Source organism: Enterovibrio gelatinilyticus, assembly GCF_028683095.1.
In the GTDB taxonomy this organism is placed as follows: Bacteria; Pseudomonadota; Gammaproteobacteria; order Enterobacterales; family Vibrionaceae; genus Enterovibrio; species Enterovibrio gelatinilyticus.
Genome location: NZ_JAJUBC010000014.1, coordinates 50,838 through 63,138, shown reverse-complemented (window position 1 = coordinate 63,138; position 12,301 = coordinate 50,838). Strand labels below are relative to the sequence as shown.

The 12,301-nt window shown below is 46.4% G+C and carries 11 protein-coding genes; 9 read left to right on the top strand and 2 right to left on the bottom strand.

All coding sequences use genetic code 11. The features are described 5' to 3' along the window. Positions 1-385: 385 nt before the first annotated feature. From rppH to LRP50_RS13400, 5 genes are all read left to right on the top strand, one after another. Entirely contained in the window at positions 386-913 is a 528-nt protein-coding gene (rppH, locus tag LRP50_RS13420) for an RNA pyrophosphohydrolase (RefSeq protein WP_274165032.1), read from the top strand. A 59-nt stretch (positions 914-972) separates the two neighbouring features. After that, positions 973-3,231: a phosphoenolpyruvate--protein phosphotransferase gene (gene ptsP, locus LRP50_RS13415; protein ID WP_274164971.1), complete on the top strand. Its 2,259-nt coding sequence runs from the start codon at positions 973-975 to the stop codon at positions 3,229-3,231. Positions 3,232-3,241: 10 nt separating this feature from the next. Next, on the top strand, positions 3,242-4,048 hold the full coding sequence (locus LRP50_RS13410) for a sulfite exporter TauE/SafE family protein (RefSeq protein WP_274164970.1): 807 nt from the start codon (positions 3,242-3,244) through the stop codon (positions 4,046-4,048). 13 nt (positions 4,049-4,061) lie between these two features. Beyond that, positions 4,062-4,862 (top strand): prolipoprotein diacylglyceryl transferase, encoded by an 801-nt coding sequence (gene lgt, locus LRP50_RS13405; RefSeq protein ID WP_274164969.1) that lies wholly within the window; start codon positions 4,062-4,064, stop codon positions 4,860-4,862. Positions 4,863-4,957: 95 nt separating this feature from the next. Further along, positions 4,958-5,797, top strand: coding sequence for a thymidylate synthase (locus tag LRP50_RS13400; RefSeq protein ID WP_274164968.1), 840 nt, complete (start codon positions 4,958-4,960; stop codon positions 5,795-5,797). A 122-nt stretch (positions 5,798-5,919) separates the two neighbouring features. Here the strand turns inward: LRP50_RS13400 and LRP50_RS13395 are convergent, their stop codons facing one another. Beyond that, the gene (locus LRP50_RS13395; protein WP_274164967.1) at positions 5,920-7,065 is read right to left on the bottom strand and encodes a Na/Pi symporter; all 1,146 of its coding nucleotides are present in this window, start codon (positions 7,063-7,065) and stop codon (positions 5,920-5,922) included. Positions 7,066-7,487: 422 nt separating this feature from the next. On the opposite strand from LRP50_RS13395, the gene nhaA reads away from it, so the two are divergent. The 3 genes from nhaA to LRP50_RS13380 all read left to right on the top strand — a co-directional run bounded on the left by nhaA (position 7,488) and on the right by LRP50_RS13380 (position 10,115). Continuing rightward, positions 7,488-8,675, top strand: coding sequence for a Na+/H+ antiporter NhaA (gene nhaA / locus LRP50_RS13390; protein WP_274164966.1), 1,188 nt, complete (start codon positions 7,488-7,490; stop codon positions 8,673-8,675). Between the two features lie 112 nt (positions 8,676-8,787). Further along, positions 8,788-9,675 carry a transcriptional activator NhaR gene (gene nhaR / locus LRP50_RS13385; protein WP_274164965.1) on the top strand — a complete coding sequence of 296 codons (888 nt, stop codon included), beginning with the start codon at positions 8,788-8,790 and terminating at the stop codon, positions 9,673-9,675. A gap of 137 nt (positions 9,676-9,812) precedes the next feature. Continuing rightward, positions 9,813-10,115: an ArsR/SmtB family transcription factor gene (locus LRP50_RS13380; RefSeq protein WP_274164964.1), complete on the top strand. Its 303-nt coding sequence runs from the start codon at positions 9,813-9,815 to the stop codon at positions 10,113-10,115. 71 nt (positions 10,116-10,186) lie between these two features. Here LRP50_RS13380 and rpsT read toward each other — a convergent pair whose 3' ends face one another. Further along, the gene (gene rpsT, locus LRP50_RS13375; protein ID WP_028023845.1) at positions 10,187-10,447 is read right to left on the bottom strand and encodes a 30S ribosomal protein S20; all 261 of its coding nucleotides are present in this window, start codon (positions 10,445-10,447) and stop codon (positions 10,187-10,189) included. A gap of 294 nt (positions 10,448-10,741) precedes the next feature. On the opposite strand from rpsT, the gene murJ reads away from it, so the two are divergent. Next, a complete protein-coding gene (gene murJ, locus LRP50_RS13370) occupies positions 10,742-12,301 on the top strand; it encodes a murein biosynthesis integral membrane protein MurJ (protein ID WP_274164963.1) in 1,560 nt (519 codons plus the stop codon).

The following is a 12,301-nucleotide window of genomic DNA, read 5'->3' as shown; positions in this document are numbered from 1 at the left end:
ACTTTGGTGGATCTTTGAACACTTTAAGATCTTTGCTGTTTCTGATGAGGGTTTATTTATTGCTCTTCGCATATTTCAATTTTAACGAATTGATTTTAATTGATTTAAGTTGATTTTGAACTGAAGGGGTTCGAATTGGATCAAGTGATGCAACTTGCTTCAATTCAGTTTAAATGGTGTTCTTCACAAATCTATCCACAGAAAGCGTGAATAAATGTGCGCTTAGTCTCATCGGGTTGTTTATAACTTGGTGCTGGCACTTGTTTTATCCCTAAAGGCGGTTGAACTCCCCAAAAAATGCGTTTCATTCACAATGTTTGTTTACCACTGTGCACATAGTGTGAAAAAATCACTGTTAATAGAGATTTATATTTGGGGTCGTCCAGTGATAGATGGCGATGGTTACCGTCCCAATGTAGGGATTGTAATATGTAACAGCCACGGTCAGGTTCTCTGGGCTCGTCGATATGGACAACATTCCTGGCAATTCCCACAAGGTGGTATTGATGACGGTGAAACGCCCGAGCAAGCCATGTATAGAGAGTTATACGAGGAAGTAGGACTCTCTAAAAAAGACGTGAAGATACTGGCGACAAGTCGCCATTGGCTAAGATATAAGTTGCCAAAGCGTCTAGTTCGTTGGGATTCAAAGCCGGTGTGTATTGGGCAGAAGCAAAAGTGGTTTTTGCTGAAGCTTGAATGTGACGAGTCAAAAGTGAACATGCAGCGAAGTGGTACGCCAGAGTTCGATGGCTGGCGTTGGGTAAGCTACTGGTATCCGGTGAGACAAGTGGTGTCGTTTAAGCGTGATGTTTACCGACGCGCAATGAAAGAGTTTGCTGCTATTGCGATGCCTTTTCGTGAGCGAAAAGTAAAACGTAGTAAAAGCAAACGAGGATCAGCTAAGTACTAGAAGATCAGCTAAGTACTAGAGGATCTGCCAAGTACTAAGGGAAGACTTCGAGGGCGCCGATGCTGACGAAACTGCGAGATATCGTAAATAACGTGGCGTCATCCAGTGACGTTAAGCAAGCGCTCAATACTCTTGTGAGTGAAACCTGCTCGGCGATGAGTACAGAGTGTTGCTCTGTTTATATCGCGGATCATGATCGCAAAGTCTATGAATTGATGGCCACCCAAGGCCTCAATGCCCAATCTCGCCCTGTTACATTGTCTTTTAGCGAAGGCCTCGTTGGCCTCGTTGGTCGTCGCGCTGAGCCTATCAATCTTGCGAATGCTAGCGAGCACAATGACTTCAAACATTTCCCTGATATCGGTGAAGACCTCTTTAACTCTTTTCTTGGTACGCCAATTATCTATCGCCGTCAGGTTTTGGGTGTTTTGGTGGTTCAGCAAAGAGATTCTCGCCAATTTGATGAAAGCGAGGAGTCTTTTCTCGTCACACTGTCTGCGCAACTAGCCGTTGTTTTTGCTCATGCCAAAGCACAAGGCTTGTGGCCGAGCAATGTCAAAGGCACTTTGCTGCTGCAGGGGGCTGCAGCTTCCCCTGGCGTTGCCATTGCCAAGGCGTGGTGTGATGTCTCGCAGCCGCGGTTGGACTTGGTATTCCCTGCATCTTGCTTGGATAACCAACAAGAACGCGATCGTCTTGATTCTGCCATCGGTGCAGCGGTTGCTGATTTTCGCCGCTTGCGAAAGCGTCTGGATAACGAACTCAATCAAGACACTCTGGCGATCTTCGATCTGTTTATCCACTTGCTGAACGATCCCGTGCTTCGCAAAGCGATGAATGAACATATTCAGCAAGGCGATCTTGCTGAGTGGGCGGTTAAGCAAACGATAGATGCGTTCGCCGTTCGTTTTGAAAATATGTCAGACCCTTATCTTCGTGAGCGTGCGAGTGATGTGAAAGAGCTGGGTCAGCGCTTGCTGTATTTCCTCGAAAACCAGCAAACAAAGCAATGGAACTTTGATGAACCTGTCGTCCTTTTTGCCCGAGAACTAACGGCGGCGATGCTCGCTGCTATTCCAAGAGAAAGTTTAGCGGGAGTGGTTGCAGAAGAAGGGGCCGTGAATGCTCATGCCGCGATTTTAGCGCGTGCTTTGGGTATTCCTGCAGTGATGGGGGTGGAATTCAACCCTCAATTGATTCATCAAAAGAATGTGGTTTTGGATGGCTTCAAAGGCCGTGTGCTGGTGGAACCATCGGAGCCTATTCTCGAAGAGTACAAACGCCTTCGTGATGAAGAGTTCGAGTTACAGCAGGAAGTTGATAGCACGTTTACTCGGCAAACTGAAACTGCCGATGGGGTGCGTGTCGAGATCTACCTCAATGCGGGGTTGAGTGCAGATACCAGCATTGCCATCAACCGCGGCGTAGATGGTGTGGGTTTGTATCGTACCGAAGTGCCGTTTTTGATGCAGAGAAGTTTTCCTTCCGAAGATGATCAGGTGAAGCAATACCGATCGATTCTTGATAGCTATCCGACACAGTCTGTCGTCATGCGTACTTTGGATATCGGTGGTGATAAACCGTTACCGTATTTGAAAATCGAAGAAGACAATCCTTTTTTAGGTTGGCGTGGTATTCGCTTTACGCTTGATCATCCTGATATTTTTCTCATTCAGGTTCGCGCTATGCTTCGCGCGAGTATTGGGATAGATAACCTCGCCATTCTTTTGCCAATGATCTCCGGTCTTTCTGAACTGTTAGAGGCGAAGGCGCTGGTCGACCGCGCTTTCACAGAGGTGGCAGAGTTAGCCGTGCTTGAAGGTAAGACGTTGAACAAGCCGCGTTTGGGCATCATGGTTGAAGTCCCCTCTGTGCTTTATCAATTTGATGCAATTGCTCCTCATATCGATTTTCTATCGGTAGGGACGAATGATTTGACGCAATACTTATTGGCGGTCGATCGAAACAATGCTCGTGTTGCAGACGTGTATGATACATTCCACCCGTCTGTGCTCGCCGTATTGCATCAAATACTACTTAACAGTCAGCGGTTAAAGCTTCCTGTGAGCGTGTGTGGCGAGTTTGCTGGCGATCCCATAGGGGCTGCTTTGCTGGTCGGCATGGGCTATCGTCAACTGAGTATGAACACGCGTAGCGTCGCTAAAATTAAATACGTATTGCGTCATATTCCGTCAAAGGCATTGCAAAAACACGTAGTAGCGATGCAACAACTTTGTTTAACCGGTGAAATTCGAAAAGCCTCGGAAGACTTTTTAGAACGCTATCACTTGGGTGGTCTCATCCGAGTAGGAAAATAGGAACACTTTCATGATTGAAGCCACCTTGTGGCTATTCGGTGCATGTCTTGTACTGGGAAGCTGTGTGGGTTTGCTAGCAGGTTTGCTTGGCATCGGCGGTGGCTTATTGGTGGTTCCTGCATTATCGGTATTGTTGCCGTGGGCGGGTATTTCCGCGTCGTTAGTGATGCCGATGGCGCTGGCGACTTCTCTCGCAAGTATTGTCATGACTTCTGCTTCTTCCGCTTACACGCATTATCGATTGGGCAATGTGCAGCCTGCCGTTGTAAAAACGTTGCTACCGGGCGTATTACTCGGAGGGTTAATGGGCAGTGCGATTGCTGATCGGTTACCCACGGAATATCTCCCTAAAGTATTTGGTGTCATCGTGCTGTTCTTGGCACTTCAAATGGCGCTGTCTTTGCGTGTTAAGCCTGCTAAACCTTTGCCTGGACCTGCAAGAAACGTAGTGAGTGGTGGTCTAATAGGTATGGTTGCGAGCCTCGCTGGGATTGGTGGGGGCTCTTTGACTGTGCCTTACCTCAATTATTATGGCGTTGAAATGCGCCGTGCTATTGGTAGTGCCTCGTTGTGCGGGGTGTTTCTTGCTCTATCGGGCATGACGGGTTTTATCTTTTTTGGGCTGACACAAACTGAAACCTTACCAAGGTTTAGCGTCGGCTATGTTTACTTACCGGCATTGATTGGTATTGTAGGCACCTCTGTGTTTACGACACGATATGGCGCGAGGCTCGCATCGCGTTTACCGACACCAACGATAAAGCGTGTTTTTGCTGTTTTCTTGCTCTTGGTTGGGGCAAGTATGTTTATAAGCTAAGGATGACAACCCTATGTCTCTGACATTTCCCCAAATAGATCCCATTCTGATTGAAATTGGTCCGCTTGCTGTGCGCTGGTACGGCCTGATGTACTTGGCCGGATTTGCGTTTGCCCTATGGCTGGCTAATCGTCGTGCAGACAAACCGGGCAGTGGGTGGACGCGTGACGAAGTTAGCGATTTATTGTTCGCCGGATTTTTAGGGGTGGTGCTTGGCGGTCGCATTGGCTATGTGCTGTTCTATCAGTTTGATGCCTTCTTGGCTGATCCGTTATTCCTGTTCAAAGTGTGGACCGGTGGCATGTCATTCCATGGTGGCCTGCTAGGCGTTATTACTGCGATGTTTTGGTTTGCACGTAAAACCAAACGTACCTTCTTTACTGTCTCTGATTTTATTGCACCGCTGGTACCATTTGGCTTAGGTGCGGGAAGACTGGGGAATTTCATGAATGGTGAACTTTGGGGTAGGGCGACCGATGCACCTTGGGGCATGGTGTTCCCAACTGGCGGCCCGATCGCTCGTCACCCTTCGCAGTTGTATGAATTTGCGCTTGAAGGCGTGGTCTTGTTCTTCATATTGAATTGGTTTGCACGTCAGCCTCGACCTGCTGGTGCGGTATCAGGGCTGTTTTTAGCCGGGTACGGTACGTTTCGCTTCATTGTTGAGTTCTTCCGCGAACCCGATGCGCACCTTGGCTTGTTTGGGGATTGGATCAGTATGGGGCAAATCCTCTCCAGTCCGATGATTATTGGCGGCGTGTTGATGATGGTTTGGGCCTACCGCCGCGGACAAAACGCAATGCATTCAGCATAATTGTATATTCAAAGCCGCAGCTCATTCTGCGGCTTTCGTTGTTTTTAATTGACTGCCCTACATAAGTGGCTGGGTAGATGACGTAAGGATAAATCATGAAGCAATATCTTGATTTGATGCAGGATATCATCGACAACGGCAGTGATCGTGGCGATAGAACCGGAGTCGGTACGCGTTCTGTCTTTGGCCGACAACTGCGATTTGATCTCAGCGAAGGCTTCCCTATGCTGACAACCAAGAAGCTTTATACGCGAGCTATCATCGAAGAGTTGCTGTGGTTCCTCAATGGTGATACCAACATCAAATACTTGCAAGACAATAACGTGAGCATTTGGGATGAGTGGGCAACAGAAAGTGGCGACCTTGGTCCTGTATATGGCGCACAGTGGCGTTCATGGGCATGCCCGGATGGCTCGACGGTAGATCAGATTGCCGAACTTATTGAGCAAATCAAAATGAAGCCAAACTCTCGTCGCCACATTATCACTGCATGGAACCCGTCAGACTTACCTGATGAGACGATGAGCCCTCAGGCGAATGTTGAGCAAGGTAAAATGGCACTGGCACCTTGTCACTGCTTGTTCCAGTTCTACGTTGCCGACGGCAAACTTTCTTGCCAACTCTATCAACGTAGTGCGGACTACTTCCTTGGCGTACCGTTCAACATCGCTAGCTATGCGTTGTTGACGCACATGATTGCGCAGCAGTGTGACTTGGATGTTGGTGATTTTGTGCATACGTTTGGTGATGTTCATCTTTACCATAACCACCTCACTGACGATATTGTGTATGAGCAGATGAAGCGTATTCCGGGTAACAAACCTAGCTTAAACATTGCGCGCAAGCCTGCGTCTATCTTTGATTACACGTTGGAAGACTTTGTGATTGAAGGCTATGAGGCTCAGCCTAGCATTAAAGCGCCGATTGCGATTTAAAGCGTGAATCGCACTTAATGAAAACTGCATATTTAAAGCCGGGCTAGCTCCGGTTTTTTTACGCCTGTATTTCAAAAAAAAACGCCCGTATAAGCGGGCGTTTTTTTGTATCTTCGTGATGATTATTGCGTTGCTAGCATCACAATAGAGGGAACCACGACAAATACAAGGCCAAGGTAAGCCACGACAGCCAGTTTGTTCTTCGCTGCAGCATCACCCAGCATCTCAGCACACTTCAATGGAATTTCGCGCAGGAACGGCGTACCAAAGATAAGTAGAGTTGCTAGAACATTGAACGTTAGGTGTACCAGAGCGATTTGCAGAGCAAATACTGCATTCGGACCTGTTACCGCTGTCGCTGCTAGCAGCGCAGTGATACATGTACCGATGTTAGCACCCAGAGTGAATGGATAAACATCACGTACTTTCAATACGTTTGTACCAACCAGCGGAACCATCAGGCTTGTCGTTGTAGAAGAAGACTGAACCAGAATCGTTACCAAGGTACCTGACGCGATACCGTGAAGTGGGCCACGACCGATTGCGTTGTGAAGAAGTTCTTTTGCGCGACCAACCATCAGTTTACGCATTAGTTTGCCCATCATAGTGATAGAAGCAAAAATCAGTGCGATACCGAGAACAATCAGCGCAACGCCGCCCCAGTCACCAGGTAGTGAAGACAACAGATCTTTTGAACCGTTAACCAAAGGCTTGGTCAATGGACCCATGAAGTCCATACCTTTCATGCTTAGGTTGCCTTCGAACATTAAAGGAGCAACCAACCAGCTAGAAATTTTGTCTAGTAGGCCAAACATCATTTCCAAAGGAAGGAAAATAGAGACTGCCATCAAGTTGAAGAAGTCATGAACGGTTGCACAGGTAAATGCGCGACGGAACTCTTCTTTACAACGAGCGTGGCCAAGGCTAACAAGTGTATTGGTAACAGTCGTGCCGATGTTCGCACCCATTACCATAGGAATCGCGGTTTCAACCGGCAAGCCGCCAGCCACCAAACCAACAATAATTGACGTAACCGTGCTTGAAGATTGGATCAGTGCAGTTGCAACGATACCGATCATCAAACCTGCTACAGGATGAGAGGCGAATTCGAATAGGGTTTTCGCTTCATCTCCGGCAGCCCATTTAAAACCACTACCAACCATGGACACTGCAAGAAGCAGAATATAGAGCATGAGTGCCAGGTTGGCCCAACGTACCCAATTCTTAGAGCTGTTAATTGGAGCAGCAGTAGAAGCTTGGGATGTCATAAGGAAATCTCCGAGACAGTTATATGTCAGATTTGTGTCAATGAATTAATCTGGGCGGAATAGTAGGTAGGAAATATTTCACTAATATTACAGTTTTGAGTCACTGTGTGCGTCATGCATGAGGTGGTGTGTAAAGGTAAGTGTCCTTGTTTTATTTTTTGATTATAAAACAATGGTTTGTGTGGATTTTCTGGTTAAAGATAAAGTGCTCAAAAAGCAATCAAACGCACTTTGGTCAAGTGATTATTTGAGACTGCGGACAAGTTTTGTGACAAAAGATTCTTTCATAATGCGAAAAAAGCGTCAGTTTTAAGTGGAAAGTTCGGATATTCCGATGTTTAATCTCTAAAGAACCGATTTTTCTTAAATGGCGATCGGTGACTAGACTACAAGGGATTAATTAATTTAACGGAGTGCTTTAAATGACTGATGCGATTCGTCAGTTTATGAAGATGGAATCAGCAGGTGGTTTGGTGCTGATTGTTGCGGCTATATTAGCGATCGTTATCGCTAATTCGCCATTGCAGCCGCTATATGATGGTGCTCTTCATAGCTATATTGCTGGTTTGTCAGTTGCGCATTGGATTAACGATGGTCTGATGGCTATCTTCTTCTTGCTGATCGGACTTGAAGTAAAAAGAGAGCTTATTGAAGGCGCTCTAAATACCAAAGAAAAAGCCATCTTCCCAGCCATTGCGGCTGTGGGGGGAATGTTAGCACCTGCGTTGGTGTATTTGGCGTTCAACTATTCAGATCCTGTTACCGTCAACGGTTGGGCTATCCCTGCCGCGACAGACATTGCATTTGCGCTTGGCGTGATGGCACTGCTGGGCAAGCGTGTTCCTCTTTCATTGAAAGTTTTCCTATTAGCATTGGCAATTATCGATGACCTAGGTGTCATTGTTATCATTGCTCTGTTCTACAGCAGTGATCTGTCTGTGACGGCGCTGACTGTCGCCTTCATTTCAACGGCGGTTCTGTTCATTATGAACAGCAAAAATGTCACCGGAGTAAAATGGTATTTAATTGTCGGAGCCATCCTTTGGTTCAGCGTCTTGAAGTCTGGCGTCCACGCCACACTGGCAGGCGTTGTGCTTGGCTTCGCTATTCCATTGAGTGGCGGTAAAGACGGTAAATCCCCGTTAAAAACCTTGGAACATGCTATTCACCCTTATGCGGCGTTTCTTATCCTTCCACTCTTTGCGTTTGCCAATGCAGGCGTTTCATTGGAAGGAGTATCGCTGGACAGTTTGACCAATATGTTACCTCTAGGCATCGCGTTGGGCTTGTTGGTAGGTAAACCACTGGGTATCTTCACGTTTAGTTGGATAGCAGTGAAAACGGGCGTTGCTCGATTACCTGAAAATGTTGATTTTAAACAAGTGTTCGCTGTATCACTGCTATGTGGTATCGGCTTTACGATGTCGATATTCATTTCTTCGCTAGCATTTGTGGGTGTAGACCAAAGCTATATCACCTTCTCTCGATTGGGGATCTTGATTGGCTCTACTGTGTCAGCTATTGCGGGTTATGCGCTGCTGAATGCGGTATTGCCTAAGACGCCTGCAATAGAAGAAAGTGACGAAAACAAAATGAGTATTGATTATTAGTCGCGTTTTATTGAGTGACGAATATCACAGTGAAAGGTTGGGTTAGAACCTGACAAGAAGGCGTCAGAGCTGCGTAGAGCGTAGTTTTGGCGCCTTTTTTAGTTGAGAGCTTATGTCACATTTAAACTATAACCATCTCTATTACTATTGGATGGTCTGTAAGCAAGGCTCTGTTTCTAAAGCAGCAGAAGCTTTGTTCCTAACACCTCAGACGGTAACAGGGCAAATACGAGCCCTAGAAGACCGCCTGAACGGTAAGTTGACTAAACGTTCAGGTAGGAGCGTCGTGCCAACTGAGCTCGGTCAGCTTGTTTACAAGTACGCTGACAAGATGTTTGGTATTAGCTATGAAATGTTAGATATCATTAATTACAGTCAGCGGGAAAATGAGCTGTTTGATGTCGGGGTGGCGGACGCCTTGTCAAAAAGCTTAGTCAGTCGAGTGCTGCTAAAAGCGGTTCCTGTCGGTGATGGTATTCATCTTCGTTGTTTTGAATCGACTCACGAACTATTGCTTGAGCAATTAAGTCAGCACAAGTTGGATATGATTCTGTCAGACTGCCCCGTCGATTCCAGTCAGAGTCCTGGCCTCTTTAGCGTGAAGATCGGCGAAAGTGTTATGAGTTTTTTTTGTTCAGATGCTGTCTCAAGAAAAAGATTTCCTGCCATAATCGAAGAGCATAAGTTACTTATTCCAAGTAGCAGGACCGCGATGGGTCGAAAACTCATGCATTGGTTTGATAGCCAAGGCATTACACCGGATATCTTGGGGGAGTTTGATGACGCGGCCTTGATGAAAGCGTTTGGGGCGAATCATAAGGCAATGTTTGTTGCACCCACCTTTTACTCCGCAGATGTGCTCGATTTACCTGATATTCGTGAAGTGGCGAAGGTGGAGGAGCTCAAGGAAGAGTACTATGCAATTTTTGCGGAAAGGATGATCCAACACCCTGCGGTTAAGCGTATCTGTGAGGCTGACTTCAGTAAGTTGTTCCACTAGTGTTTGATTATTCAGTTTATTAGTGTTTGATTATGCAATTAGTAGTCTTAAACGCAAGGCAATAGCACTAAGTGTTTAAGTGATAAACTAATGCCAATATAAGCAACCTTTTAGAGTATGGTAAATAGGCAGTACGTATGGAACTAAAACAAATGCAGGAAGCTGGGCCAAAAGCAGTGAAATTGCTTAAAGCAATGGCAAATGAGCGCAGGCTATTCATACTTTGCTATTTACTCGAAGGTGAGATGTCAGTGGGAACGTTAAGTGACAAGTTAGAATTAAGTCAATCAGCGTTGTCTCAGCATTTGGCATGGCTTAGGAGAGACGGTTTGGTCGCGACGCGCAAAGAAGCGCAGACGGTATATTACTCATTGAAGAGTGTTGAAGTTCAAACGATCATGATGACCTTACACGAACTTTTCTGTAAAAACATTAAGTGAAAAGTTGGAAAAACACACAAATAAAAAAACCGGCTTTTGGCCGGTTTTTTTAGTTCAAATCTAAGCGCTTATTACAGAGCTTTGATTTGAGCAACTAGGCTAGCTTTATGACGAGCAGCCTTGTTCTTGTGAATAAGGCCTTTAGTAGCCATACGGTCAAGAATAGGTTGTGCTTCAGCAAATGCTTTAGTAGCTGCTTCTTTATCACCAGCTGCGATAGCTGCGATGGTTTTTTTCAGGTAAGTGCGCATCATAGAGCGACGGCTTGCATTGTGCTGACGGCGCTTCTCAGATTGGATTGCACGCTTCTTAGCAGATTTGATATTCGCCAAGGGTCTAACTCCCAAATCTTATATTCGGTGACAATTTAAGGCCGAGGAATATGCCCCGTTTTACCCGAGTTGTCAATTCATTTGTGCAATAATCCGCCGCATCACCATAGCAATGGCATGTGACGAACATCGCGGTTAATATGGCGGCAGATTCTACCAGCATTCTTAGTATGAAGTAAGCCTTTTATCTGCCTTTTCGCACTTGTTGTACCGTCTAGAATTCAATTAGAACAGACGTGATAACATGAACGGACGGATGCATCTTACTTTATTTTTGGTTTTAAGGGGTTATAGGTGTCAAAGCGATTGCTTCGCTCAGGGATGATTGTCAGTTTTATGACGATGGTGTCACGCGTAATGGGCTTGGTACGTGATGTGGTTATTGCAAACCTCATGGGGGCTGGTGCCGCCGCGGACGTTTTCTTTTTCGCGAATAAAATCCCTAATTTTTTACGTCGTCTGTTTGCAGAAGGTGCGTTTTCACAGGCGTTTGTTCCTGTTTTAGCCGAATACCAAGCCAGTGATGATAAAAATAAAACCCGTGAGCTGATTGCTTACGTATCAGGCACCTTGGGTGTATTAGTGACCATTGTCACCGTGGTCGGCGTGATTGCATCGCCTGTGATCACTGCACTATTTGGTGCGGGTTGGTTTTTGGATTGGGTCAACGATGGCCCTTCGGCGCACAAATTTGAATTAGCGTCTTTGATCTTGAAGATCACGTTCCCTTACCTTTGGTTTATTTCTTTTGTTGCGTTGGCTGGATCGATCCTTAACACGTTAGGACGCTTTGCAGTGTCGTCTTTTACGCCAGTGTTTCTTAACATCGCGATGATTTCCGCAGCCATATGGATCGCGCCAAATTTAGAACAACCAGAAATTGGTTTGGGTATTGGTGTTTTCCTCGGCGGTTTGATCCAATTTGCGTTTCAATTTCCTTTTCTTTACCGCGAAGGGATGTTGGTTAAGCCGAAGTGGGGATGGTCTCACCCTGGTGTAGTGAAAATTCGTACCTTGATGATTCCTGCGCTTTTTGGTGTGTCCGTAAGCCAAATTAACTTGCTGCTTGATACCTTTATCGCGAGTTTTCTTGCGACGGGCTCTATCAGTTGGCTGTATTACTCTGACCGCCTTTTAGAGTTTCCGTTGGGGTTGTTTGGTATTGCGATTGCCACCGTGATATTGCCAGCGCTGTCGAAAAAGCACGTTGAACAATCATCCGGTCAATTCGCCAGTACGATGGACTGGGGCATTCGCATGGTCCTGTTGCTTGGCTTGCCTGCCATGGTCGGCATGATGGTATTGGCAAAGCCAATGTTGATGGTGCTATTTATGCGTGGTGAGTTTAGCCCGTCTGACGTGGATGCCGCCTCGTTATCGTTGATGGCTTATGCGTCAGGTTTGCTTAACTTTATGCTGATCAAGGTGCTTGCACCGGGGTATTACGCTCGCCAAGACACGAAAACCCCAGTGCGCTATGGCATTATTGCTATGGTTAGCAATATGGTGTTCAACCTTATCTTTGCATCATTTTATGGCTATGTCGGTCTTGCTATGGCCACGGCGTTGTCAGCGTTGGTGAATGCTGGCCTACTTTACCGAGGTCTTCATCAGCAGGGCGTGTACCGCGTGAGCCGTGAAACACTGTTCTTTACACTACGTCTGGTGATTGGCGCGGCACTGATGGGCAGTCTTGTGTTTTGGTTAATGCCAGAAAATACGGATTGGCTTGCTATGGGGCTTTGGGAGCGCACGTATGTACTCTTCGGCTTAATTGCTTTGGGTGCAGCGACTTACCTAGTGTCTTTGGCTGTTTCTGGCGTAAGGCCGCGTCAACTTAGAGCTGAAAGCTGA